A 25,009-nucleotide genomic window follows, 5' to 3' on the forward strand; every position below is an offset into this window, starting at 1 on the left:
GTTCGGTTACACGCAGGGCGACCAACCCTCCGGAGATCGCCATGAAGCCGACCCTCGCCGCCGCCCTCCTGCTCGGCGTTTCCGCCCCGGCGCTGGGACAGGGGCAGCTGCCGCGGACGGTCGTGCCGGTCGCGTACGACATCACGATCCGCCCGAACGCGCAGGCGATGACCTTCACCGGGACCGAAACGGTGGAGGTGGACGTGAAGCAGCCCACCGCGACATTGGTCCTCAACGCCGCCGACCTGGACGTGACGGAGGCGACGTTCGACGGGCGGCGCGTCACGCCGAAGCTGGACGCGGCCGCGCAGACGCTGACGATCACGCTGCCGCAGCCCGCGCGCGCAGGCTGGCACAAGCTGGGCTTCAGCTGGTCGGGCAAGATCAACCAGTCGGCCGCGGGGCTGTTCGCGGCGGACTACGTCAACGCCGACGGCAGCCCCGCGCGCATGCTGCAGACGCAGTTCCAGGCGCCCGACGCGCGACGTTTCGCGCCCATGTGGGACGAGCCGGCGTTCAAGGCCAAGTTCCGGCTCTCCGCCGTCGCGCCCGCGGGACAGCTGGCGGTGTCGAACATGCCGGTCGCGTCGGTGACCAAGCAGCGCGACGGGACGCAGCTCTACCGCTTCGGCGAGACGCCCGTTATGTCGAGCTACCTCCTGTTCTTCGGCATAGGCGACCTGGAGCGGAAGACGGCGCGGGCGGGGAATGTCGAGCTCGGCATCGTCACGCGGCGCGGCGTGGGCGGGCAGGGCGAGTATGCGCTCAACGCCTCGCAGCGGCTGCTCGCCTTTTTCAACGACTATTTCGGCCAGCCTTATCCGCTGCCCAAGCTCGACCAGTTCGCAGGGGCCAACACCAGCCAGTCCTTCGCGATGGAGAATTGGGGGGCGATCTACTACGCCGAGAACCTGCTGCTGTTCGACCCGGCGCTGGCGACGGAAAGTGACCGCCAGACGATCCACACCGTCGTCGCGCACGAGATCGCGCACCAGTGGTTCGGCAACCTCGTCACCATGCGCTGGTGGGACGACCTCTGGCTGAACGAGGGCTTCGCCTCCTGGATGGAGAGCAAGGCGAGCGGGGCGCTAAATCCGAGCTGGGAGGCGGCGGCGCAGGCGGTGGTCGGCGCGCGCGAGGGGGCGATGGCGCTCGACGCGACCGCGGCGACGCACCCCATCGTGCAGCGGATCGAGACGGTCGAGGAGATGGCCCAGGCGTTCGACCGCATCACCTACCTTAAGGGGCAGTCGGTCATCGGCATGCTGGAGTCGACGCTGGGCGAGGCGGCGTTCCGCGACGGCATCCGCCGCTACATGGCCAAGTACAAGTACGGTAACACCGAGACCGCGCAGCTCTGGGCGGAGCTGGAGGCGGCGGCGGGCCAGCCGGTGCGCGAGATCGCGCGCGGCTTCACGACGCAGCCGGGCGTGCCGCTGGTGACGCTCACGCGCGCCCGGTGCGAGGGCGGACGGACGACGGCCACGCTGACGCAAGGCCGCTTCGGGCTGGACGCCGCGTCCAAGACGCCGCTGACGTGGCGCGTGCCGCTGGTGCTGGCGACGCTGGGAGGCGGGGACGCACGCGCGATCGTCAGCGGGTCGGCGGGGACGCCGGTCGCGGTGCCGGGCTGCGGGACGCTGGTGCTCAACCGCGGCAAGGGCAGCTACGCGCGCGTGCTCTACGACGATACGGGCCACGCGGCGATCGTGCGCGACTATCGGCGCCTCTCGCTGGAGGACCGGCTCGGCACGCTGGCCGACGACTTCGCGTTGGCGGCGGGCGGCTACCAGCCGCTGTCGCGCTGGACGGCGGTGGCGGACCGCATTGACGGGCAAGCCAACCCGCTGGAATGGGACACGCTGGCGGGCGAGATGGGGACGCTCATCAACCTCTATGACGGCACGCCGCTCGAGCCGCGGTTGCGGGCGCTGTCGGTCGCGAAGCTGGGGCCGGTGCTGAGCCGCATCGGCTTCGAGGCGCGGGCGGACGAGTCGCCGCTCGCGACCAACCTGCGCGAGACGCTGGTCGGACGGCTGGGCGTCGACGGCGACCCGGAGGTGGCGCGGCGGGCGCGGGCCTATGTGGAGGCGCTGCGCACCAACCCGACGGCCATCCCGCCCGCGATCCGCGAGCCGATCCTGCGCAGCTTCGCGGTGAACGCCAGCGCGGCGGACTGGGACCGGCTGCTCGAGCTCGCGCGGGCGGAGACCAACCCCGTGGCGCGCAGCCGCTTCGTGGCGCTGCTCGGCGTGTCGCGCGACCAGACGAACGCCAAGCGGGCGCTGGAGCTGCTCAGGGCCGACACGTTCAGCCCGCCCCAGCGCGCGGCGCTGCTTCGCGCGGTCGCCTCGCAGCATCCCGAACTCGCCTTCGACTGGGCGGTCGCGAACCGGGCGCTGGCGGAGACGTTCGTGGAGAGTAGCGCGCGCGCCGGCTTCATCGTGGGGCTGGGGCAGGGGTCGAACGACCCGGCGACCGTCGAGAAGATCCAGACCTTCGTCACCGCCGACACTGCATCGCGCGGGGCGGCCGACCGGACGCTGGCCACGATCGCGGCGCGGCGCGAGACCGCCGACCGCCTCCGCGCGGGCGTGGAGCGCTGGCTCCAGTCGCAACCGCGGCGCTAGTCGATACGCGTCAGCCCCTCCGCGCAGAGCCGCGCCTTCTCGACGTAATGCGCCGCCGACGCGCGGAGGAAGGCGCGGGCCTGCGCATCGAGCTCGCGCACGGCGCGGGCGGGGCTGCCGACGATCAGCGATCCGGGCGGGAAGCTCTTGCCCTCGGTGACCAGCGCGCCCGCGCCGACGATGCACTCGTCGCCGATCACGGCGCGGTTGAGCACGACCGCGCCCATGCCGATCAGGCTCCTGTTCCCGATCGTGCAGCCGTGCAGGATCGCGTGATGCCCGATCGTGCAATCCTCGCCGATCGTCAGCGGCACGCCCGCGTCCGAGTGCAGCATCGCCCCTTCCTGCACGTTCGACCGCGCGCCGACGGTGATCGTCGTGTTGTCCCCGCGGATCACCGCGCCGAACCAGACGCTGGCCTGTTCGCCGAGCACCACGTCGGCGATCAGGTCGGCCGAGGGCGCGACCCAGGCGGTCGGGTGGAGCGTGGGACGCTGGCCGGTTAGTTCGTAGAGGGGCATGGACGGGACCTTCAGCGGGAGGAGTAGGGCACGGCGAAGGTAACGAAAGTAAGGCAGTGTCGGCGCGAGAACACGATGAACCGAGTGGCGGGACCGAAAGATTTGCAGCTGGGGATCAGTTTGCGGCTGACGATGTGAAAGAGCGGCGACCCGGGTAGGTCCGAGTCGCCGGGGAGCGTGGCACGACTGGAAGGCTGTAGGACAGCGGTTCTCGGCATGTCTGCCTTCGATCCGTTGTGGACATTCCGGTTCCGCCCTGACCGCAGACATCTAATCGGCCAAGCTTTCGGTTACCCCGGTGTGGCTGCCGCCCAAATGGCGCTAGGCTTGAGATCAGAACGCCGATCAAGGCACGCAACTCCGTCGGAGTAACAAATATTCGATACTGTGCCGGTAATCACGACATAGCCGTTCGTGAAAAAAGAGGCTCGCATGTCAAAAAGTGAGAATCGCGAGCCCTTGCCGATCCCGAGAGCAGGATGATCGGGGAAGTCGAAACCGGATACATCACTCACACCGGCATCGAGCGCCGCACGCATGGCGGACATGGAGCGGTCCACTTCGTCAGCCTCCGCTTTGTTGCGGTAGAGAGGGCAACTGTTCGGCTCACACCTCGACAGGTAGCCGACAACGCTGACCGTTTGACCGTTTAGCCGGTCTATTTGGGAAATCACCTCCGCAACAGTCATCGGTTTCTTGGACGGTGCAGAGCCGCAAGCAACCGTGGCGAGAACCGAAGATAGTCCAATTAGTAGTCGGAAGACTGATGCGTTCTCCATCGCCTTAACGTACCAGCGGCGATGGCAGCCAACCATCCTCAGCCGGCGCTATCTTCGGGCAGGAAAGAAGGATCGAGGTCGGCGATGGGCGGGAGCTTTGTACCGCACCACGGACAGTACGCGATCTCGATCGTGCTACCGGCATAGCCGTCTTCGCCATCGCGAACATAGAGCCCAAATCCGCCTCTCACTTGTGCGATCATAGCGTCAGGGCACGCGGCGCGGTCTGCATGGCGATCGCACGCCTGGTCTAAATCGTATGCCATCCGGTCGCAGCAGGTCGCAGTCATAGCACGCTCATGGTCGCTCGGGTGCTGCTCGGCAACATCCGCCTCCCACCCGGAGCAGACACGGGGTTATCCGGATCGGAGTCGCTTGGCGACAACGCGCGCGACGAGAAGATCGGTGGTGGACGCACTTGGGCTCGAACCAAGGACCCGCTGATTAAGAGTCAGCTGCTCTACCAACTGAGCTATGCGTCCGTGACCGGCGGAACCGCGCGGGGGCGGGGCGATCGGGAGCCGGGCCGTTAGCATCGCGGGCGGGTTTTGCAAACCCTTTTCCGGCCCTGGCGTCGGATGGTCTTCGCCAACCCTGCGCTTCAGTACATATCCGTCACCCCGGACTTGTTCCGGGGTCCATCGTTGTGCGCGCGTCCCCGGTCGAGGGAGTGCGCGACCGATCACGCCCACGCGCGCGAGCGTTTCGCCCGGACAGCGATGGACCCCGGAACAAGTCCGGGGTGACGGGAGAAGCTTTTGGCATCCTGGTGCGGAAGCGACCTAATCCGCCGCGCCGGTCGGGGCCTCGTCGGCGAGCAGGATCTGCGCCTGGTTGGCGATGTCGGTCGCGGCTTCGACGGCGTCGGCCTCGCTCGGCACCTCGGCGTCGGTCTTGGTGGCGACGGCGGCCGGCTGGACGGCGTGGGTGGCGCGGTAGGCGGCTTCCTGCGCGGCCATGCGCGTGGCGATGTCGCCGCCCCATTCCTTCTCCATCGGTTCCAGCGTTTTCAGCGCGAGCTCGCGGTCGAACAGGTAGGTGAGGCAGTCGCGCGCCACGGGAGCGGCCGCGCCGGAGCCGGACATGCCGTGCTCGATCACCACCGCCACGGCGTAGCGCGGGTCGTCGACCGGCGCGAAGCCGATGAACAGGCCGTGGTCGCGATATCTCCAGGGCACGTTCACGCCGCCGCGCGCGCCGCCAGCGATGCGACGCACCTGCGCGGTGCCGGTCTTGCCGCCCATGCGGACGCCCTCGACCTGGAGGCGGCTCCGGACCGCGGTGCCGGCGCCGTTCACCACCTCGTCCATGCCGGCGCGGATCAGCTGCATGCGCTCCGGCGAGACGTCGAGCGACGGCGCGACGATCTTCGCGTCGGCGAGGATGCGCGGCATGAGCTTGCGGCCCGACGCGATGCGCGCGGCCTGCACCGCGAGCTGGAGCGGACTGGTGAGGATATAGCCCTGGCCGATGGACGCGTTGAGCGTGTCCGCCTGCGTCCATTTCTGGTCGTACTTGCGCTCCTTCCACGCCGGGTCGGGGATCGTGCCGTAACGTTGCGAGGGGAAGGGGAGCGGATATTCCGCGCCGAGGCCGAGCTCGCGCGCGGCGGCGGCGACGGCGTCCATGCCCAGCTCGCGGCCGACCGTGTAGAAATAGGTGTTGCAGCTCCGCGCGATGGCGCGGTGCAGGTTCATGCCGCCGTGTCGGCCCAGGCAGCGGAAGAAGCGGTTGCCGAGCTGATAGCCGCCCGGGCAGTTGACGATGCGATCGGGGTCGATCCCGCCGCGCAGGCCCGCCAGCGCGGTCGCGGGCTTGAACGTGGAGCCGGGCGGGTAGAGGCCCTGCAATGCCTTGTTCATGAGCGGGATGTGGTCGTCCTCCGACAACATGCTCCATTCGAGCTTGCTGATGCCGTCGGAGAAGCTGTTGGGATCGTAGGCCGGCATGGAGACGATCGCGAGGATGTCGCCCGTGCGGCAGTCGATCACGACCGCCGAGCCCGACTGCGTGCCCAGCCGGCGCGCGGTATATTCCTGGAGGCCCGCGTCGATCGTCAGGCGGACGTTGCGGCCGGGCGTGTCGGGGCGTGTCGCGAGCGGCTGGACGAGCTTGCCGCGCGCGGTCACCTCCATGCGCTTGGCGCCGGGCTGGCCGCGGAGCACGTCCTCCAGCGTCTTCTCCAGCCCGTCCTTGCCCAGCTTGAAGCCGGGGGTGACGAGGAGCTGGTCCTTGCTCTCCTTGAACTGCTCGGCGGTGGCGGTGCCGACATAGCCGGTCAGGTGCGCGACCGCCGCGCCGGCCGGATAATGGCGCGCGAAGCCGCGCGTGGGCTGGACGCCCGGCAGCTCGGGCAGGCGCACGCTGACGGCGGCGAAGCGCTCCCAGTCGAGCTTCTCGGCGACCTTGACGGGCTGGAACCCGGCCGCGTGCTCAAGGTCGAGGCGGATGCGCGTCATCTCCTCGGACGGGATCTGGAGCAGGCCCTGGAGCAGGCCCAGCACGCGCTCGCGCTCCGGGCCTTTCTTCAGCTGTTGCGGGATGATGTCGACGCGGAAATCGGTGCGGTTGTTGGCGATGGGCAGGCCGTTGCGGTCGACGAGCCAACCGCGCCGGGGCGGCATCAGCGTGAGGTTGACGCGGTTGCTCTCGGCGAGCAGCTGATAATGGTCCTGCTGCCCGACCGCGAGCCAGCCCATGCGGCCGGCGAGCGCGAGGCCGAGCGCTCCCTGCGCCGCGCCGAGCAGCCAGGCGCGGCGCGAGAAGCTGTAGGCCTGCGTCGCCTCGGAGACGATGGGCGTGTACTGCATCAGAACTGGCCCCGGGTGCGGCGGCGGTCGACGCGGGCCACGAGGCGCGCGGCGAGCGGGAAGCAGAGCACGCTCACGCCGATCTGCAACGCCAGCACGGGCGCGAGCGGCGCGGTGAGCGGCGACGCGAAGAGCCGTCCGGCCGCGAGCACGCCCGCCACGAGCGCCGCCGCGATTAGCCAGTCCTGCCAGAAGTTCCGGTCACGCACGCGCTGTTCGATCACTTCGATCACCAGGAAGCAGGAGCTCCACAGCAGCACGGCGCTGCCGAGCGGTTGTCCGCTCACCAGATCGTCGAACAGACCGAGCGGCGCGGCGGCCCAGGGTCTGAGCGAGAAGCGGGCGAGCAGTCGCCACGTCAGCAGCATGAGGAGACCGAGCGGCGGGAACAAGGGTAAAGTCGCGATCGCCGGCACCGATTGCAAGACCGACCCGATCATCACGGTGATCCACGGCAAGGCGCGCGCGCGCGTGGGCGGCAGCGGCTCGGCGAAGGGGCGGAAGTCTAGGTGGTCGCTCACTGGGTGGCGTTCATTGCGTGGGTGGGGCGATGGCGAGCGGCGGGGGCGGGGGCGGCAACGGCATGAACGCCCGCTCCACCAACGCGAAGTCGAACGTGTCGGGCACGGCCACCGTGCGGCCCAGCACCGTGTCGCGCCCGGCGGCGACGACGCGCGCGACGGGGATGCCGGGCGGGTAGATGCCGCCCGTGCCCGAGGTCACGAACAGGTCGCCGCGCCCGAACTGGACTTCGGTCGTGTTGACGGAGCGGATGTCGACCGCGCCGTCGCCCCGGCCCGCGACGATGGCGGGAAGGCCGTCGCGCGTGCGGCGCACGGGCACGACGCTGGCGGGATCGACGACGAGCAGCACGCGCGCGGCGTTCGGGCCCGTCTCGACCACGCGGCCGACCAGCCCGTCGGGCCCGCGCACGGGCATGCCGGGCCTGACGCCGTGGAAGCGGCCGGCGTTCAGGAGCGCAAAGCGGCGCGTGCTCGACGCGGTGGACGCGACGAGCCGCGCGGTGAGCACCGGCGCCTCCGCGCGGTCGCGGACCTGGAGCAGCGCGCGGAGGCGGCGATTATCGTAGTTGATCGTGCGCGCGCGCGTCAGCAGCGCGCGGCTCGCGGCGAGCTCGCGCTTCAGCCGCGCGTTCTCCGAATGGACGAAGAAGTAGGTACCGATCGCGCGCGGCACGGACATGATCGCCTGGCCGACGCCGGAGACGCCGGACGCGACGGGCGTGGTCGCGGTCGCGACGCTCATGCGCAAGGCCGAGAAGAGCGGCGGGTTGAAGGTGGACAGGATCAGCAGCGCCGCGCCCACGACCACGCCCGCGACCGCGAGGACGTAGCCCAGGAACACGCCGGCCTGACGCCGACGCGAGAACCCTGTCCGTCGGTCGGACCCGACCATGAACCCGCCCCCTTACGGCCGGTCAGCCGCTCTGCAGCACGCCCCGGTACATCGGATCCTCGAGCGCGCGGCCGGTGCCGAGCGCCACGCAGGTGAGCGGGTCCTCAGCGACGGTGACGGGCAGGCCCGTCTCGTCGCGCAGCACCTCGTCCAACCCCTGGAGCAGCGCGCCGCCGCCGGTGAGGACGATGCCCTGGTCGACGATGTCGGCCGCGAGCTCGGGCGCGGTGTTCTCCAGTGCGACGCGAACGCCCTCGACGATCGTCGCGACCGGCTCGGCCAGCGCCTCGGCAATCATACCCTGGTTGATCTGGATCTCCTTGGGCACGCCGTTCACGAGGTCGCGGCCCTTGATGGAGATGACCTCGCCGATGCCGTCGGCGGGCGGGCGGGCGATGCCGATCTCCTGCTTGATGCGCTCTGCGGTTGCGTCGCCGATCAGGAGGTTGTGGTTGCGGCGGACATAGGAGACGATCGCCTCGTCCATCTTGTCACCGCCCACCCGCACCGAGGTGGTGTAGGCGAGGCCGCGGAGCGAGAGCACGGCGACCTCCGTCGTGCCGCCGCCGATGTCGACGACCATGGAGCCGATCGGCTCGGTGACGGGCATGTCGGCGCCGATCGCGGCGGCCATGGGCTCCTCGATCAGCCAGACGGCCGACGCGCCGGCGTTCGACGCCGCGTCCCTGATGGCGCGGCGCTCGACCTTGGTCGAGCCCGACGGCACGCAGATCACGATCTCCGGCCAGCGCGCGAATTTGCGCGGCCCGTGCACCTTCTGGATGAAGTGCTTGATCATCTGCTCGGCGACGTCGATGTCGGCGATGACGCCGTCGCGGAGCGGGCGGATCGCCTCGATGTTGCCGGGCGTCTTGCCCATCATCAGCTTGGCGTCGTCGCCGACGGCCTTGACGCGCTTGGCGCCGTTGACCGTCTCGACGGCGACCACCGACGGCTCGTTGAGCACGATCCCCCGGCCGCGCACATAGACGACGGTGTTGGCGGTCCCGAGATCGATGGCCATGTCATGCGACATGAACTTGAAGAAACGCGGCAAAGGCATTGAAGCGGCTCGTCCCGTTTTACTCCGACGACCGCCCCCCGGCTGCCGACGGCTCGCACCCATCCGCGCTCCCCGCCGGACGCCGGATCCAGCCGATGAGGCGGTTCGTTCGCGTTTGCGGGTCGCGGGATACCGCCAACTCGGTTAATAAACCACTCATGTCAATACGCCGCCTTCCCGAGCAGCTGGTCAACCGCATCGCCGCCGGTGAAGTGGTAGAAAGACCGGCCAGCGCGTTGAAGGAGCTGGTGGAAAACGCGATCGACGCGGGAGCTTCGCGGGTCGACGTGCGTTTGCGCGAGGGCGGCATCGCGCGGATCGAGGTGGCGGACGACGGGTGCGGCATGCCGCCCGCCGACATGGTGCTTGCGCTGGAACGGCACGCGACCTCCAAATTGCCGGACGACGCGATCGAGCAGGTCTCGACGCTCGGCTTCCGCGGCGAGGCGCTGCCCTCGATCGCGAGCGTCGCGCGGCTGACGGTGGAGAGCCGGCCGCGAGGGAGCGACGGATGGGCGCGCGTCGTCGACAACGGCCGGACGGAGCGGGAAGGGCCTGCGGCGCTGCCGCCCGGCACGCGCGTCGTCGTCGAGGACCTGTTCGGCCGCGTGCCCGCGCGGCGCAAGTTTCTGCGGTCCGACCGGTCGGAGTACGCCGCTTGCCTCGACGTCGTGCGCCGGCTGGCCATGGCCAGGCCCGACATCGCCTTTTCCGTCGAGCATGACGGCCGGCGGGTGCTGGCGACCCAAGGTGGCGAGGACAGGCCCGCGCGCGTCGCGGCGCTGACCGATCGCGCCCTGGCCGAGAACTCGGTCGCCGTGGAGCTGGAGCGCGAAGGCTATCGCCTCGGCGGCGTCGCCAGCCTGCCCACGTACAACCGCGGCGTCGCCGACCACCAGTATCTGTTCGTCAACGGCCGGCCCGTGCGCGACCGGCTGCTCCTGGGCGCGATCCGTGGCGCGTATGCGGAGATGCTGCCGCGCGACCGGCACGCGGTGGTCGCGCTGTTCCTCGACATGCCGCCCGAACTGGTCGACGTGAACGTGCATCCTGCGAAGACGGAGGTGCGCTTCCGCGATCCCGTGCTCGTGCGCGGGCTGATCGTCTCCGGCCTGCGCCGCGCGCTCGACGAGGCCGGCCACCGCGTCGTCCAGCGCGCGCCGGAAGACGCGCTCGCGATGTTTCAGCCCTCTCCCGCTTTCGCGGGAGAGGGACAGGCCCGGCCGTGGCCGGGCCAGGGTGAGGGCCTGGGCCGGGTCGACACGCTCGACCGTCCGGCGTTTCACGACCAGCGCACCAGCTTCTTCGCCCCGCCGCCGCAGGCGCGCGCCGAGCCCGCCTGGTCGCCCCCGCCCGCGACCGCCGCCTTCCCGCTGGGCGTCGCGCGTGGGCAGGTGGCGAAGACCTACATCGTCGCCGAGGCGGAGGACGGGCTGGTGCTCGTCGATCAGCACGCCGCGCACGAGCGCATCGTGCTCGAACGCCTCCGCGCCGGCGCGACGGGCGGGCGCGTGGCGGCGCAGGCGCTGCTGCTGCCCGAGGTGGTCGAGTTGGACGAGCCCGGCTGCGATCGGCTGGAGGGGCGCGCCGACGAGCTCGCCGGCTTCGGGCTGGAGCTGGAGCGCTTCGGCCCGCGCGCGATGCTGGTTCGCGCCACGCCCGCGCCGCTGGGCCAGGCGGACGCGCACGGGTTGCTGGCGGACCTCGCCGACGAGCTTGCGGCTTACGACCAGGCGCTATCCCTGCGCGAGCGGCTCGACCATGTCACGGCGACGATCGCCTGCCACGGTTCGGTCCGCGCCGGCCGCGTGCTATCCGTCGCCGAGATGAACGCGCTGCTCCGCGAGATGGAGGCCACGCCGCGTTCCGGCCAGTGCAACCACGGCCGCCCGACCTGGGTAAAGCTGGCGCACGGCGACATCGAGAAGCTGTTCGGGCGGCGGTGACCCTTCTCAATCCTCTCCCGCTTTTGCGGGAGAGGGTGGCCGAGCGTTAGCGAAGGTCGGGTGAGGGCCTGTTCTCCGGGATGCGCGCGGCTTAGGCCGTCACCCTGGCCCTGAGGGCCTGCCCCTGTCCCGCGAAAGCGGGAGAGGGGGGAAAGGGGCTGTCCCAATCGGAAACAGAACGTTTTCGTACACCCGTTAATCTCCGTGCAACCTTTCAGCTCCGCGCGCATTCTATGCCGAAACGGACCTAATATTCAGGTTAGCGCCATGAAACAGATCATGCCCATCGTCTTCGCCCTGGTCCCCTTCTCCGCGATGCTGGGCGCAGTCCTCCTCGTTCCCTGAGCATTCCCGAGGGTCGCAACAAGACAAACAAAAAGGGCCGCCCGGATCAGCTCCGGGCGGCCCTTCTCATTTCAGGCGGCGAGGCGCTCAGGCCTGCTGCTGCTCGTCCTGCGTCGGCTGCGCCTCGGCGGTCGCGCCCGGCTCGGCGTTGGGATCGTAATCCTCGGTGAAGCCGGTCTCGTCGCGCTCGAACATCTGCACCATGACGTCGACGCCCTGGCGCTGCATCTCGGCCTCTTCGGGCGAGCGGGCGACGTTGACCTTGACGGTCACCGACACCTCCGGGTGCAGCGCGACGCGCACGTCGTACACGCCGATCGCCTTGATTGGGCGGTCGAGCACGATCGCCGACTTCGACACCTTGTGGCCGTCGGCGACCAGCGCGTCGACCAGGTCACGCACCGCGACCGAGCCGTAGAGCTGGCCGGTGTTCGACGCCTGCCGGATCAGCGTGACCTGCGCGTCCTTGAAGGTGGTGGCCTCCTTCTCGGCGTCCGAACGACGGTTCGCGTTCTCGGCCTCGATGCGCGCGCGGTTGGCCTCGAAGACCTTACGGTTCGCCTCGTTGGCGCGCAGCGCCTTCTTGCGCGGCAAGAGATAGTTGCGGGCGAAGCCGTCCTTGACCTTGACCACGTCGCCGATGCCGCCAAGCTTCTCGACGCGCTCGAGCAGAATAACGTCCATGTGTCGGACTCCTTACTTAACGACGTAGGGCAGGAGGCCCAGGTGACGCGCGCGCTTGATCGCGACGGCGAGCTCGCGCTGTTTCTTGGCCGACACGCTGGTGATGCGGGAGGGCACGATCTTGCCGCGTTCGGACACGAAGCCCTGGAGCAGGCGGACGTCCTTGTAGTCGATCCGCGGCGCGTCCTTCGCGGAGAAGGGGCAGCTCTTGCGGCGGCGGAAGAACGGACGGGCCATTACGCGATCTCCTCAACTGCGTCGCGACGGGGGCGGTCGCCGCCGGACCGGGCGCCGTCACGATCGGGACGGCCGCCCTCGCGGTCACCGCGGCGCTCGCGGTCGCGGTCCTGCTTGCGCATCATCACGGTCGGGCCCTGCTCGAGCTCGTCGACCTTGACGGTCATGTAGCGGATGATGTCCTCGTTGATCTGGGCCTGGCGCTCCAGCTCGGCCACGACATCACCGGGCGCGTCGATCTCGAGCATGACGTAGTGCGCCTTGCGGTTCTTGGCGATGCGGTACGCCAAGCTGCGGAGACCCCAGGTCTCCGTCTTCACCACGCGGCCTTCGCGCGCGGTGACGATCTGGGTGGCGGCTTCCGCCAACGCGTCCACTTGCGCCTGCGCCAGATCCTGGCGCGCAAGGAACACGTGCTCGTAAAGAGCCATGTGCTTTCCTCTATTTGGCCGATCGCTGACGTGCGCCCCATGCGCGACGCCCCTCCGGCTGTCGTCCAACAGTAAACGGGCGGGAGGCACGCGCCTTCCGCCCGGTGCGGGGCCTATGGTGAAAAGAGCGCGGGAAAGCAATCCCCTCCCGTCATTACCCCCTCGTCATGCCGGACTTGTTCCGGCATCCATCGTCGTGCGGACGATCCGGCTGGAGAGCGCGGACGACGATGGACCCCGGAACAAGTCCGGGGTGACGATTGGGAGAGTCGATGCGTAGTTTCCTGCTTGCCGCCACGTTGCTGGCCGCGCCTGTCGCCGCTCAGGAGCATGTCACCGTGATCCACGCCGGCCGCCTGATCGCCCGAGCCGACCGCGGTGCGGAGGGGCCGGCGACGATCACCGTCCGTAACGGCCGCATCGAGCGCGTCGAGCGCGGGATCCAGCCGCCGCCCGCCGGCGCCCGGCTGATCGACCTGTCTGGCATGACGGTGCTGCCCGGCCTCATCGACAGCCATGTCCACCTCGACAGCGACCGCGCCGGCAACGAGGGCCTGCTCGCAGGCTTCACCGAGTCCACGCCGCTGCGCGCCTACGAGGCGCAGATGAACGCGAAGAAGACGCTGGACGCGGGCTTCACGACGGTGCGCAACCTGGGCGACCGCGACGGCGTGACGCTGGCGCTGCGCGACGCGATCGCGCGCGGCTGGGTCATGGGGCCGCGGATCGTCGACGCGGGCACGTCCATCTCCACCACCTCGGGCCATATGGACGGACGCCTCGGGCTGAACGACGACGTGGCGGAGGCGATGGTGCACACCGACAATCTCTGCGACGGCGTAGAGGCGTGCCGGACCGCGGTGCGCCGCCAAGTCGGTCGTGGCGCGGACGTGATCAAGATCGCCACCACCGCCGGCGTCAACAGCGTCATCGCCGCCGGGCTGGGCCAGCAGATGTTCGACGACGAGGCCCGGGCGATCGTCGACACCGCCAAGCTCTACGGCAAGAAGGTCGCCGTCCACGCGCACGGCGCGAGCGGCATCGCGCTGGCGCTCCGGGCGGGCGCGGACTCGATCGAGCACGGGACGCTGCTCGGCGACGAGGAGGTGGCGCTGTTCCGCAAGACGGGCGCGTACTACGTGCCGACGCTGTCGACGGTGAACGGCTACAAGGAGCGGCTCGCCCGCGACCCGAACGCCTACTCGCCCGCCGTGCTCGAAAAGATCAAGTGGCGCATCGGCATCACCGGCAAGGCGCTGGAGCGCGCGGTCAAGGGCGGCGTGAAGATCGCGTTCGGCACCGACGCGGGCGTCTCCAAGCACGGCCGCAACGCCGACGAGTTCGAGCTGATGGTGAGCCACGGCATGACGCCGCGCACCGCGCTCGCCGCCGCCACGACGGGCGCGGCCGACCTGCTCGGCCTCGCCGACCAGATCGGCGCGATCGAGCCCGGCAAGGCGGCGGACGTGATCGCGGTGGCGGGCGACCCGCTGAGCGACGTGACGGTGCTCAAGCGCGTCGCCTTCGTGATGCAGAACGGCGACGTGGCCAAGCATGCCGGCGGGGTGGACGGATCGGCCGCGCGGCCCTAACCGGCCCCGCTTCGAACAGGAGAGGACCGATGCGCGCTTTCATCTTCCCGGGCCAGGGCAGCCAGGCGGTCGGCATGGGGCAGGCCCTGGCCGCGGCGAGCCCGCACGCGCGCGAGGTCTTCCAGGAGGTCGACGACGCGCTCGGGCAGAACCTGTTCCGCCTCATGACGGAGGGGCCGGCGGATGAGCTCACGCTGACGGAGAACGCGCAGCCGGCCATCATGGCGAACGCGGTCGCGACGCTGCGGGTGCTGGAACGCGAGGGCGGCGTGCGGCTGGTGGACAAGGCGGAGTACGTCGCCGGCCACTCGCTCGGTGAATATTCTGCGCTCTGCGCCGCGGGCACGTTCGACCTCGACACCACCGCCAAGCTCCTCAAGATCCGTGGCCAGGCGATGCAGCGCGCGGTCGGCGTGGGCGAGGGCGCGATGGCGGCGCTGCTCGGGGCGGACGTCGAGAAGGCGGACGTGATCGCGGGCGCCGCGGTCGACTCGATCCTGGCGGAGGGCGGGCCGGAGCTTGTCTGCACCGTCGCCAACGACAACGACCCGACGCAGGTCGTCATCTCCGGCCACCGCCAGGCGGTCGAGCGCGCGGTGTCGCTCGCCAAAGACCTCGGCGCGAAACGCGCGGTGCTGCTCCCCGTCTCCGCGCCGTTCCACTGCCGCCTCATGCAGCCCGCGGCCGACGAGATGCACGGGGCGCTCTGCGACAGCGACATGCGCGCGCCGCTCGTTCCCGTGTACGTGAACGTCGACGCGGTCGCGGTCTCCGACCCGGGCGCGATCCGCCACCTGCTCGTGCAGCAAGTCACCGGCCGGGTCCGCTGGCGCGAGTCGGTGCTGCGCATGGTGGGGGAGGGCGTGACCGAGTTCGTCGAGTTCGGCGGCAAGGTGCTCAGCCCCATGGTCAAGCGCATCGCCCCGGATGCGAACGCCGTATCGGTGGTGGGCATGGATGACGTCGAGGCGCTGGCGAAGACGCTCTGAGCGCCGGCTTTTCCAGGAGAAGAGAATGTTCGATCTTACAGGCATGACCGCGCTCGTTACCGGCGCGTCCGGCGGGATCGGGTCCGCGATCGCGCAGGCGCTGGCGGCGCAGGGCGCGCGGTTGGCGGTGTCGGGGTCGAACGCCGACAAGCTGGAGGGCTTCCGCGCGGGGCTCGGCGGTGAGCATGTCGCGCTGCGGTGCGACCTGTCGGACGCGGCCGCGGTGGATGGGCTCGTGCCGCAGGCGGTCGAAGCGCTGGGAGGGAGGCTCGACATCCTCGTCAACAACGCCGGCGTCACGCGCGACAACCTGACGATGCGGATGAAGGACGAGGAGTGGGACCAGGTGATCCGCGTCAACCTGGAGGCCGCGTTCCGGCTGATCCGCGCGGCGGCCAAGCCGATGATGAAGCAGCGTTTCGGCCGGATCGTCTCCGTCACCTCCGTCGTGGGCGCGACGGGTAATCCTGGCCAGGCCAATTACGCCGCGTCCAAGGCGGGGCTGGTCGGCATGTCCAAGGCGGTAGCGCAGGAGCTGGCCAGCCGCGGCGTGACCGTCAACTGCGTCGCACCCGGCTTCATCCGTTCGGCCATGACCGACGCGCTGCCCGACGCGCAGAAGCAGGCGCTCTCCACGCGCATCCCGGCGGGCACGCTGGGCGAAGGGAGCGACGTCGCCGCCGCCGTCGTTTATCTCGCCAGCCGCGAAGCGGGGTACGTCACCGGTCAGACGTTGCACGTGAACGGCGGCATGGCGATGCTCTAGGGCGATGATCTAGTACACTCCCGCTTGCGCGGGGGCCTACCCCGTTCTACGTGCGTTCAGGAAACACCACCCCACAGGTTCAAAAGGGAAGATTATGAGCGAGACCGCCGACCGCGTGAAGAAGATCGTCGTCGAGCACCTCGGCGTCGAGGCCGACAAGGTCACCGAGGACGCGAGCTTCATCGACGATCTGGGCGCGGACAGCCTCGACATCGTCGAGCTGGTCATGGCGTTCGAGGAGGAGTTCGGCGTCGAGATCCCCGACGATGCGGCGGAGAAGATCACGACCGTCAAGGACGCGATCAACTATATCGACGAGCATCAGGGCTGAGCCTCCGCTCAAAGGCCGTTACGCGGCTCCCGCCCGGATCACCGGCCGGGAGCCGTTTTCGTTTGAACAGCGAGGAAGAAGAACATGCGCCGCGTCGTCGTCACCGGATTGGGCCTCGTCACCCCGTTAGGCGCGGACGTCGAGACGGCGTGGCGCAACATCATCGGCTCCAAGTCGGGTGCGGGGCCGATTACGCATTTCGACCCGTCCGACCAGAAATGCCGCATCGCCTGCGAGGTGAAGGGGAAGGACCATGAATACGGCTTCGATCCGGGCAAGCGCGTCGACCACAAGGTCCAGCGCCAGGTCGACCCGTTCATCGTCTACGGCATCGACGCCGCCGGCCAGGCGCTGGAGGATGCGGGGCTGACCGACATGCCCGAGTCCGAGCGCATCCGCGCGGGCTGCTCGATCGGGTCGGGCATCGGCGGGCTGCCGGGCATCGAGTCGGAGTCGATCGTGCGGCACGAGAAGGGGCCGGGCCGCGTCAGCCCGCACTTCGTCCATGGACGGCTGATCAACCTCGTCTCCGGCCAAGTGTCGATCAAATACGGGTTGATGGGGCCTAACCACGCGGTGGTGACCGCCTGCTCGACGGGCGCGCACGCGATCGGCGACGCGGCGCGCATGATCGCGCTCGACGACGCGGACGTGATGCTGGCCGGCGGCGCGGAGAGCGCGATCTGCCCGCTCGGCATCGCCGGCTTCGCGCAGGCGCGCGCGCTGTCGACCAACTTCAACGACCAGCCCGAAAAGGCGTCGCGGCCCTACGACCGGGACCGCGACGGCTTCGTCATGGGCGAGGGTGCGGGCGTCGTCGTGTTGGAGGAGTATGAGCACGCCAAGGCCCGCGGCGCGAAGATCTACGCCGAGGTGGTCGGCTACGGCCTGTCGGGCGACGCCTACCACGTAACCGCGCCGCATCCGGAGGGCGCGGGCGCGTTCCGCTCGATGGAGATGGCGATGCGCAAGTCGGGCCTCGACCTGACCGACATCGACTACATCAACGCGCACGGCACCTCGACGCCGCTGGGCGACGAGCTGGAGCTGGGCGCGGTGCGCAAGCTGTTCGGCAACGCGGTCGGCACGCTCTCGATGAGCTCGACCAAGTCGGCGATCGGCCACCTCTTGGGCGGCGCGGGCGCGGTGGAATCGATCTTCTGCATCCTGGCGATGCGCGACGGCATCGTGCCGCCGACGCTCAACCTCGACAACCCGAGCGAGAATTGCGCGGGCGTGGACCTCGTCCCGCACGTCGCCAAGGAGCGGAAGGTGAAGGCGGTGCTGAACAACAGCTTCGGCTTCGGGGGCACGAACGCGTCGCTGGTGATGAAGGCGGTTTGACCCGGTGCGTTCTCCACTTCGTCACCCCGGACTTGTTCCGGGGTTCATCGTGGTCCGCACATACCGAGCGGATCGTACGCACGACGATGGATGCCGGAACAAGTCCGGCATGACGGGTTGAGGTGAGATGAAGCGTTTTCGCCTCGTCGCGATCGTCGGAGCCGTCCTCCTCCTGATCGCCCTCTTCTCCACCCTCCGCGGCTGGAGCGCCGAAGGCCCGCTCGAGCGCGACATCACCGTCCAGATCCCGCAAGGCGCGAGCCTCGCGTCGGCCGCGGACCGGCTGGAGGAGGCGGGCGTGATCGGCTCCGCGTCGCGCTTCCGCCTGCGCGCGCGGCTGTTCGGGTCCGGCGAGCCGATCAAGGCGGGCGAGTTCCAGATCCCGGCCCGGATCAGCCAGTCCGACCTGCTCGGCCTGCTCCAGGGCGGCAAGGTGCTCCAGCGCATGGTGGTCGTGCCGGAGGGTTATCCGTCGGTCCTCGTCCACGACGCGCTGATGCGCGCGGACGGGCTGGAGGGGCAGGCGCCCGTGCCCGCCGAGGGTTCGGTTCTGCCCGACAGCTACAGCTTCGAACGCGGCGATCAGCGCAGCGAAGTGGTCGCACGCATGCAAAAGGCGATGCGCGACTACCTCGCCCAGGCCTGGCCCAAGCGTCAGCCGAACAGCGTCGTGAAGACGCCGCAGGAGCTGGTGACGCTCGCCTCCATCGTCGAGAAGGAGACGGGCAAGCCGTCCGAGCGCCGCATGGTCGCCGCCGTCTACTCGAACCGCCTGCGTATCGGCATGAAGCTCGACGCAGACCCGACGGTAATTTACCCGATCACGAGGGGCCGCCCGCTCGGCCGCCGCATCCTGCGTTCCGAGCTGAACGCGAAGAACGGCTACAATACCTACGCCAGCCCCGGCCTGCCGGTCGGGCCGATCGCCAATCCCGGCCGCGAGTCGATCGACGCGGTGCTGAACCCGGCCGAGTCGAAGGCGCTCTACTTCGTCGCGGACGGCACGGGCGGGCACGTCTTCGCGAACACGCTGGCGGAGCACAACGCGAACGTGCGCAAGTGGTATGCGATCCGACGCGCGCGGGGGGAGATGTGAGTTTCCTAGCCCCTCCCCTTCAGGGGAGGGGTGCGAGGCGCCAGCGCCGAGCGGGGTGGGGCCGTTCTCGGCCGTGCCGCCCTGACCTGCCCCACCCTCCTTCGCCCTGCGGGCTCGGACCCCTCCCCTGAAAGGGGAGGGGCTTAGCGCGCCAATCCGCTCGCCGCCCGCGCTTTCGCCTCCACCTCGGCCGACGACCCTTCGGCCACCCAGCTCCCACCCACGCACAGCACCGGCTCGAACGCCAGCCATTCCGGCGCGCTCGCCTCGGTGATCCCGCCGGTCGGGCAGAACCGGCATTGCCCGAACGGCCCCGCCAGCGCCTTCAGCGCCTTAAGGCCGCCGCTCGTCTCCGCGGGGAAGAACTTGAAGTGCGTCAGCCCCAACTCGAGCCCGCGCATGATGTCGCCCGCGTTCGCGATGCCGGGCAGGTAGGGCACGCCGCTCGCGATGATCGGCTCGGCGAGGCGCTCGGTGAGGCCGGGCGAGACGATGAACTCTGCGCCGGCGTCCATTACCTGGCCGAACTGATCGGCGTTGATGACCGTGCCTGCCCCGACGATCGCGCCGGGCACCCGCTTCATCTCGCGGATGGCGTCGAGCGCGGCGGGGGTGCGCATCGTCACCTCCAGCACGCGCAAGCCGCCGGCCACCAGCGCCTCGGCGAGCGGACGCGCTTGCCCCGCATCATGCACCACGAGCACCGGGATGACCGGGCTAGTGCGCATAATCTCGCCGATGTCGCTCATGAGTACCTCTGCGCGAAGGCCGCGGCGGCGCCGAACAGGCCCGGTTGGGGATGGGTGATCAGCTTCACGGGGATCGTCGCCATGAGCCCCTGGAACCGTCCTTTGGCGACGAAGCGCTGGTCGAAGCCGGAGCGGAGCAGCTTATCCTTGAGCCGGAGTCCCAGGCCCCCGGCGATGACGACCCCCTTCGCGCCCTGCGCCAGCGCCAGGTCGCCCGCGACCGCGCCCAGCGCTAGGCAGAAGCGGTCGAGCGCCGCGAGCGCGAGCGCGTCCGTACCGTCCAGCGCCTCCGCCCAGATGGTTCGGTCGTCCTTGTGCGGGATCGAGCGGCCCTCAAGCTCGGCCAACGTCTCGTAGATCGCGACGATGCCCGGCCCCGCGCAGATGCGCTCGGTCGACACGCGCGTGTGCTGCGACCGGAGGCGGCGGACGAAGGCGTCTTCGATCGCGTCGAGGGGGGCGTAATCGATGTGTCCGCCTTCGGTCTCGATCACGTCGTAGCGGCCGTCCTTCTTGAACACCGACGCGACGCCGAGGCCGGTGCCGGGGCCGCAGATGGTGGTGATGCCCTCAGTCGGCAGCTCGATCTCGGGGCCGCAGAGGTGGACGAACTGGTCCTGCGGTAGCTGCGCGACGGCGTGGCCGACCGCGCCGAAGTCGTTGATCAGCACCCATTGCTCGGCGCCCAGCCGTTCGGGGATGAGCGAAGGGCGGATGATCCAGGGGCTGTTCGTCATGCGGATCACGTCGCCGGTGATGGGCGAGGCGACCGCGATGCCGGCGGCGGGGGGCAAGGGACGCCCGATCCGCTCGCCGAATGCCTGCCACGCCGTCTGCAGGCTGGCGTATTCGGCGGTGGCGAGCTTGACCGGCTCGTCGAGGCGGACGACGCGCCCGCCGTCCACCTCGGCGATGGCGAAGCGGGCGTTAGTGCCCCCTAGATCGACCGCGACGATCTCCATCAGAGCTCCGCCCCGGCCAGCACCGCCGACGCGCCGCGCTCCGCCTCGTCCGAGTGCGCGCGGAACAGGCCGAACAGCTCGCGGCCCATGCCATCCGCCGGATCGGGCGCGACCGCGGCCAAGCGCTTCGACCACTCGTCGGAAGGCACCAGCGCGTCGAGCGTGCCGTTCACCGCGTCTACCCGCACCACATCGCCGTCGCGCACGAACGCGAGCGGGCCGCCGCCCAACGCTTCCGGCGAGGCGTGAATCGCGCAGGGCACCTTACCCGACGCGCCCGACATGCGCCCGTCGGTGACGAGCGCCACCTTGTACCCGCGATTCTGGAGCACGCCCAAGGGCGGCGTCAGCTTGTGCAGCTCCGGCATCCCGTTCGCGCGCGGACCCTGGAAGCGGACCACGACGACGACGTCGCGCTCCAGTTCCCCCGCCTTGAACGCGTCGAGTACGTCCGACTGGTCGTGAAAGACGCGGCACGGCGCCTCGACGACCCAGCGCTCGCGCTCGACGGCGGAGACCTTGATGCAGGCGCGGCCGAGATTGCCCTGGAGGATGCGCATGCCGCCGTCGGGCGAGAAGGGGCGGTCGATCGGACGCAGGATCGTCTCGTCCTTGCTGTCGCCGACCGGCGCCCAGGTCAGCGCGCCCGCCTCGTCGAGCGTCGGGCGCTCGGTGTAAGCCTCCAGGCCGTCGCCCATCACCGTCATGATGTCGCGGTGGAGCAGGCCCGCCTTCAAGAGCTCGCGCGTGACGAACATCACGCCGCCCGCCGCCTCGAACGCGTTCACGTCCGCAGAGCCGTTCGGGTAGACGCGCGCGAGCAGCGGCACCGCGGCCGACAGCCGGTCCATGTCCTCCCAGTCGATCACCACGCCCGCCGCGCGGGCGATGGCGGGCAGGTGCAGCAGGTGGTTGGTCGAGCCGCCCGTCGCGAGCAGGCCGACGGCCGCGTTGACGATCGAGCGCTCGTCGACGCACCAGCCGAGCGGGCGATAGTCGTTGCCGCGCGCGCCGATCTGCGCCAGCCGGTGCACGGCGGCGCGCGTCAGCTCCTGGCGGAGCTTGGTGCCCGGATTGACGAACGCCGCGCCCGGCATGTGAAGGCCCATCACCTCCATCATCATCTGGTTGGTGTTGGCGGTGCCGTAGAAGGTGCAGGTACCCTTGCCGTGATAGGCGGCGATCTCCGCGTCGAGCAGCTCCTCGCGCGTCGCCTTGCCCTCGGCGTAGCGCTCGCGGACGGCGGCCTTGTCCTTGTTGGCGAGCCCCGACGCCATCGGCCCGCCGGGGATCAGTATGGTCGGCAGATGCCCGAAGCGGAGCGCGCCCATCAGCAGGCCGGGCACGATCTTGTCGCAGATGCCGAGAAGCGCCGCCGCCTCGAATGTCCCGTGGGACAGCGCCACCGCGGTCGACAGCGCGATCGTATCGCGGCTGAATAGCGACAGCTCCATGCCGGGATAGCCCTGCGTCACGCCGTCGCACATGGCGGGCACGCCACCCGCGACCTGCGCCGTCGAGCCGACCTCGCGCGCCCAGACCTTCATCTGCTCCGGGTAGCGGTAGTAGGTCGCGTGCGCGGAGAGCATGTCGTTGTAGGCAGTGACGATGCCGATGTTCACCGCGTCGCCGCGACGCATCACGTCGCGGTCTTCGTCGGTCCCGGCATAGGCGTGCGCGAGGTTGGCGCAGCCGAGCTGCGGCCGGCGCAGGCCGCGCTCGCGCTCGCGGTCGATCAGGTCGAGGTAGCGGCGGCGCGTCGGGCGGGACCGCTCGATGACGCGGTCGGTGACGGCGGAGAGGGTGGGGTGGAGCTGGGTCATAACTAGAACCTAACCGTCATGCCGGACTTGATCCGGCATCTATGCGCGTCCGTTCGTTCGAGAACGCCTTTGCGGATGAAAGTGCCGCGCGTGGACCCCGGGTCAAGCCCGGGGTGACGGGAGAGGGAAGGGACGGATCCAGGATCACGGCGCCCAATGTATGTCGACCGGCAGCTCGGCATCCGCAAGGACCCGGCCAATCGGGTAGGGGCTGGACGGACCCTGCGCGATCGCCTGTTCGATCACCCTGCGCTTCTCGGCCCCGGTCACCGCGATCATCAGCGCGCGGGCGGTGACGATGCCTTGGCGGCTGAGCGTCACGCGCGGCACCGGCGCTTCGACCGGGAGCGGGTCGGGCATGACGCCGAGCGCGCGGCGCTCGCGCGGGCCGTTCAGCGCCTCGTCGTAGTCGGGGCCGGGGAAAATCGACGCCGTGTGCCCGTCCGCGCCGACGCCGAGCAGGCAGAGGTCGAGCGGCCAGTGCAGGTCCTGCATAATCGCGTCCGCCGCGCGGCCGGCGGCCTTGTGGTCCGCAGTGCTCTGGCTGACGATCGGGATGACGCGCGCGCCCTTGGGGATGAACGCCTTGCCGATCATCGTCACGTTGGACAGCGGGTCGCCGAGCGGCACGATCCGCTCGTCGACGGGCACGATCGTCACGCGCTTCCAGTCGAGTTTGGCGCGAGCCAGCTTGTCGTAGATCGGGATCGGCGTCTTGCCGCCCGACAGCGCGACCACCGCCGCGCCGCGCGCGTCGATCGCGCTCTCGATGATGAACTGCACGTCGCCGGCGACGGCCTCGGCCATCTCCTTGGCGTCGTCATAATCCCACCACTCGATTTCGTCGCTCATCTGCTACTCTCTTTCGTCATGCCGGACTTGATCCGGCATCCATGCGCGTCCGTCTCGTCCTGGGCGCGAAGGCGGAACCGGGTCCACCGTACGCGCATGGACCCCGGCTCAAGGCCGGGGTGACGGAATATTCTGATCGCGGGCTGTCCTAACGATCAACCCCGCTTACGTATTCAATCGTCCTGCCAGGTGACCCCGTCGCGCTCCGTCAGCGCGATCGCGCCCGACGGTCCCCAAGTGCCCGCCGCATAGCTCTTCGGCTTGGTCCCGTTCGCCGCCCAGCCGGCGCGGATCGAGTCGATCCAGCTCCACTGCGCCTCCACCTCGTCGCGGCGCACGAACAAGGTCTGGTCACCCTCGATCAGGTCGAGCAGCAGCCGCTCATACGCGATCCGCCGCCGCGTCCCCGCGAACTCCGCGTCGAGCGACAGGTTGAGCGGCACCTCGCGCAGCCGGATGCCCTCGCGGTCGAGACCCGGTTCCTTCGCCATCACCTGGAGCTGGATATACTCCTCGGGCTGTAACCGGATCACCAGCGTGTTGGGCTGAAGCATGCCGCCGCGGCCCGAAAACATCGAGTGCGGCACCGGCTTGAACTGGATCGCGATCTCCGACCGGCGGGTCGCCATGCGCTTGCCGGTGCGGAGGTAGAAGGGCACGCCCTCCCAGCGCCAATTGTCGACATGCGCCTTGATGGCGACGAACGTCTCGGTCGCGGACTGCTGGCCCAGCTCCTCGACATAGCCCTTTACGATCTTGCCGTTGGTGGCGCCCGGTCCGTACTGGCCGGTGACGGTGACGTGCGGCGCCTCCTCGGGCGTGACCGGCCGGAGCGAGCGGAAGACCTTGGCCTTCTCGTCGCGCACCGCGTCCTTGTCGAAGCGCGCGGGCGGCTCCATCGCGATCAGGGCCAGCAGCTGCAGGATATGGTTCTGCACCATGTCCCTGAGCGCGCCCGCGCCCTCGTAATAGCTGGCGCGGTCCTCCAGCCCGACCGCTTCGGCGATCGTGATCTGGACGTTGTCGATGCCCCGCGCGTTCCAGACCGGCTCGAAGAAGCTGTTGCCGAAGCGCAGCGCCAGGATGTTCTGCACCGTCTCCTTGCCGAGATAATGGTCGATGCGGAACGTGCGCTCCTCGGGAAAGCCCTTGGCGACAGCGTCGTTGATCTCGCGGCTCGACGCCAAGTCATAGCCCAGCGGCTTCTCAAGCCCGATCCGCACCGTCTCGCCGGCCAGCCCGACCGAGGTCAGCCCCTCGATCGTCGGCTCGAACAGGCTGGGCGCGGTGGAGAGGTAAATGGCGAGCCCGCCCGACACGTCGCCCACCTTGTCGGCGAGCGCGCGGTAGCCGTCGATCCGGCTGGCGTCCAGCGACTGATAGCCGAAGCGGTCGAGGAAGGACGCGATCTGCGCGTCATCCTTGCGGTCGTCCGGCAGGAACTCGCCCAATGCGGCCTGCGCCATCTCGCGATAGCCAGCGTCGTCCAGCTCGGACCGGGCAGTGGCGGTGATCGTCAGCCCGTCCGGCAGCAGCCCGTCCGCGTGGAGACCGTAGAGCGACGGCAGCAGCATGCGCCGGGCGAGGTCGCCGGTGGCGCCGAACAAGAGCAACTTGCCGACGGGGTTACGCTGCATGCGGTC

Annotated in this window: 23 protein-coding genes and 1 tRNA gene; 8 read left to right on the plus strand and 16 right to left on the minus strand. The window is 69.7% G+C overall.

Translation table 11 applies throughout. The features are described 5' to 3' along the window. The first annotated feature begins 41 nt into the window (after positions 1–41). Positions 42–2,630 carry a M1 family metallopeptidase gene (locus CKY28_RS01905; RefSeq protein WP_095996633.1) on the plus strand — a complete coding sequence of 863 codons (2,589 nt, stop codon included), beginning with the start codon at positions 42–44 and terminating at the stop codon, positions 2,628–2,630. On the opposite strand, the gene CKY28_RS01910 is transcribed toward CKY28_RS01905, so the two are convergent. The 8 genes from CKY28_RS01910 to CKY28_RS01940 all read right to left on the minus strand — a co-directional run bounded on the left by CKY28_RS01910 (position 2,627) and on the right by CKY28_RS01940 (position 9,219). Further along, the gene (locus tag CKY28_RS01910) at positions 2,627–3,151 is read right to left on the minus strand and encodes a gamma carbonic anhydrase family protein (protein ID WP_095996634.1); all 525 of its coding nucleotides are present in this window, start codon (positions 3,149–3,151) and stop codon (positions 2,627–2,629) included. The two genes, CKY28_RS01905 and CKY28_RS01910, sit on opposite strands and share 4 nt — an antisense overlap. A gap of 290 nt (positions 3,152–3,441) precedes the next feature. Further along, positions 3,442–3,930, minus strand: a complete 489-nt coding sequence (locus tag CKY28_RS18120) for a hypothetical protein (protein WP_176472918.1) — start codon at positions 3,928–3,930, stop codon at positions 3,442–3,444. A gap of 38 nt (positions 3,931–3,968) precedes the next feature. Beyond that, complete coding sequence (locus CKY28_RS19320; protein ID WP_095996635.1) at positions 3,969–4,220, minus strand: DUF6980 family protein; 252 nt, start codon at positions 4,218–4,220, stop codon at positions 3,969–3,971. Positions 4,221–4,336: 116 nt separating this feature from the next. Further along, positions 4,337–4,412 (minus strand) — tRNA-Lys (locus tag CKY28_RS01920). A gap of 300 nt (positions 4,413–4,712) precedes the next feature. After that, a complete protein-coding gene (mrdA, locus tag CKY28_RS01925) occupies positions 4,713–6,740 on the minus strand; it encodes a penicillin-binding protein 2 (protein ID WP_176472919.1) in 2,028 nt (675 codons plus the stop codon). Next, positions 6,740–7,261 carry a rod shape-determining protein MreD gene (gene mreD, locus CKY28_RS01930; protein ID WP_095996637.1) on the minus strand — a complete coding sequence of 174 codons (522 nt, stop codon included), beginning with the start codon at positions 7,259–7,261 and terminating at the stop codon, positions 6,740–6,742. Before mreD ends, mrdA begins: the two co-directional genes overlap by 1 nt. A 10-nt stretch (positions 7,262–7,271) precedes the next feature. Then, positions 7,272–8,156, minus strand: a complete 885-nt coding sequence (locus tag CKY28_RS01935) for a rod shape-determining protein MreC (RefSeq protein ID WP_095996638.1) — start codon at positions 8,154–8,156, stop codon at positions 7,272–7,274. Positions 8,157–8,178: 22 nt separating this feature from the next. Further along, on the minus strand, positions 8,179–9,219 hold the full coding sequence (locus CKY28_RS01940) for a rod shape-determining protein (protein WP_095996639.1): 1,041 nt from the start codon (positions 9,217–9,219) through the stop codon (positions 8,179–8,181). A 158-nt stretch (positions 9,220–9,377) separates the two neighbouring features. Between CKY28_RS01940 and mutL the strand changes: the two genes are divergently transcribed. Next, the gene (gene mutL / locus CKY28_RS01945) at positions 9,378–11,165 is read left to right on the plus strand and encodes a DNA mismatch repair endonuclease MutL (RefSeq protein ID WP_095996640.1); all 1,788 of its coding nucleotides are present in this window, start codon (positions 9,378–9,380) and stop codon (positions 11,163–11,165) included. 432 nt (positions 11,166–11,597) lie between these two features. Here mutL and rplI read toward each other — a convergent pair whose 3' ends face one another. Genes rplI through rpsF form a run of 3 tightly spaced genes read right to left on the minus strand, consistent with a single transcriptional unit; the run spans position 11,598 to position 12,862 of the window. Then, positions 11,598–12,194 (minus strand): 50S ribosomal protein L9, encoded by a 597-nt coding sequence (rplI, locus tag CKY28_RS01950; protein ID WP_095996641.1) that lies wholly within the window; start codon positions 12,192–12,194, stop codon positions 11,598–11,600. Between the two features lie 12 nt (positions 12,195–12,206). Next, positions 12,207–12,431 carry a 30S ribosomal protein S18 gene (gene rpsR / locus CKY28_RS01955; protein WP_095996642.1) on the minus strand — a complete coding sequence of 75 codons (225 nt, stop codon included), beginning with the start codon at positions 12,429–12,431 and terminating at the stop codon, positions 12,207–12,209. Next, a complete protein-coding gene (gene rpsF / locus CKY28_RS01960; protein WP_095996643.1) occupies positions 12,431–12,862 on the minus strand; it encodes a 30S ribosomal protein S6 in 432 nt (143 codons plus the stop codon). Before rpsF ends, rpsR begins: the two co-directional genes overlap by 1 nt. Before the next feature lie 272 nt (positions 12,863–13,134). On the opposite strand from rpsF, the gene CKY28_RS01965 reads away from it, so the two are divergent. The 6 genes from CKY28_RS01965 to mltG all read left to right on the plus strand — a co-directional run bounded on the left by CKY28_RS01965 (position 13,135) and on the right by mltG (position 18,980). Continuing rightward, positions 13,135–14,454 (plus strand): metal-dependent hydrolase family protein, encoded by a 1,320-nt coding sequence (locus tag CKY28_RS01965; protein WP_095996644.1) that lies wholly within the window; start codon positions 13,135–13,137, stop codon positions 14,452–14,454. Positions 14,455–14,483: 29 nt separating this feature from the next. Next, on the plus strand, positions 14,484–15,443 hold the full coding sequence (fabD, locus tag CKY28_RS01970) for an ACP S-malonyltransferase (RefSeq protein ID WP_095996645.1): 960 nt from the start codon (positions 14,484–14,486) through the stop codon (positions 15,441–15,443). A gap of 25 nt (positions 15,444–15,468) precedes the next feature. Next, the gene (fabG, locus tag CKY28_RS01975; protein WP_095996646.1) at positions 15,469–16,209 is read left to right on the plus strand and encodes a 3-oxoacyl-[acyl-carrier-protein] reductase; all 741 of its coding nucleotides are present in this window, start codon (positions 15,469–15,471) and stop codon (positions 16,207–16,209) included. A 94-nt stretch (positions 16,210–16,303) separates the two neighbouring features. Continuing rightward, complete coding sequence (locus tag CKY28_RS01980) at positions 16,304–16,540, plus strand: acyl carrier protein (RefSeq protein WP_095996647.1); 237 nt, start codon at positions 16,304–16,306, stop codon at positions 16,538–16,540. A gap of 84 nt (positions 16,541–16,624) precedes the next feature. Continuing rightward, on the plus strand, positions 16,625–17,884 hold the full coding sequence (gene fabF, locus CKY28_RS01985) for a beta-ketoacyl-ACP synthase II (RefSeq protein WP_095996648.1): 1,260 nt from the start codon (positions 16,625–16,627) through the stop codon (positions 17,882–17,884). Between the two features lie 127 nt (positions 17,885–18,011). Continuing rightward, complete coding sequence (gene mltG / locus CKY28_RS01990) at positions 18,012–18,980, plus strand: endolytic transglycosylase MltG (RefSeq protein WP_095996649.1); 969 nt, start codon at positions 18,012–18,014, stop codon at positions 18,978–18,980. 143 nt (positions 18,981–19,123) lie between these two features. On the opposite strand, the gene eda is transcribed toward mltG, so the two are convergent. From eda to zwf, 5 genes are all read right to left on the minus strand, one after another. Further along, positions 19,124–19,729 (minus strand): bifunctional 4-hydroxy-2-oxoglutarate aldolase/2-dehydro-3-deoxy-phosphogluconate aldolase, encoded by a 606-nt coding sequence (gene eda / locus CKY28_RS01995; RefSeq protein ID WP_095996650.1) that lies wholly within the window; start codon positions 19,727–19,729, stop codon positions 19,124–19,126. After that, on the minus strand, positions 19,726–20,691 hold the full coding sequence (gene glk / locus CKY28_RS02000) for a glucokinase (RefSeq protein ID WP_095996651.1): 966 nt from the start codon (positions 20,689–20,691) through the stop codon (positions 19,726–19,728). The genes eda and glk overlap by 4 nt, the downstream gene beginning before the upstream one ends. Then, positions 20,691–22,514, minus strand: coding sequence for a phosphogluconate dehydratase (gene edd, locus CKY28_RS02005; protein WP_095996652.1), 1,824 nt, complete (start codon positions 22,512–22,514; stop codon positions 20,691–20,693). The genes glk and edd overlap by 1 nt, the downstream gene beginning before the upstream one ends. Positions 22,515–22,658: 144 nt before the next feature. Next, positions 22,659–23,366, minus strand: a complete 708-nt coding sequence (gene pgl / locus CKY28_RS02010) for a 6-phosphogluconolactonase (protein ID WP_095996653.1) — start codon at positions 23,364–23,366, stop codon at positions 22,659–22,661. A 173-nt stretch (positions 23,367–23,539) separates the two neighbouring features. Next, positions 23,540–25,003, minus strand: coding sequence for a glucose-6-phosphate dehydrogenase (gene zwf, locus CKY28_RS02015; RefSeq protein ID WP_095996654.1), 1,464 nt, complete (start codon positions 25,001–25,003; stop codon positions 23,540–23,542). Positions 25,004–25,009 lie beyond the last annotated feature (6 nt).

This window comes from Sphingomonas lenta (assembly GCF_002288825.1).
GTDB lineage: Bacteria > Pseudomonadota > Alphaproteobacteria > Sphingomonadales > Sphingomonadaceae > Sphingomonas > Sphingomonas lenta.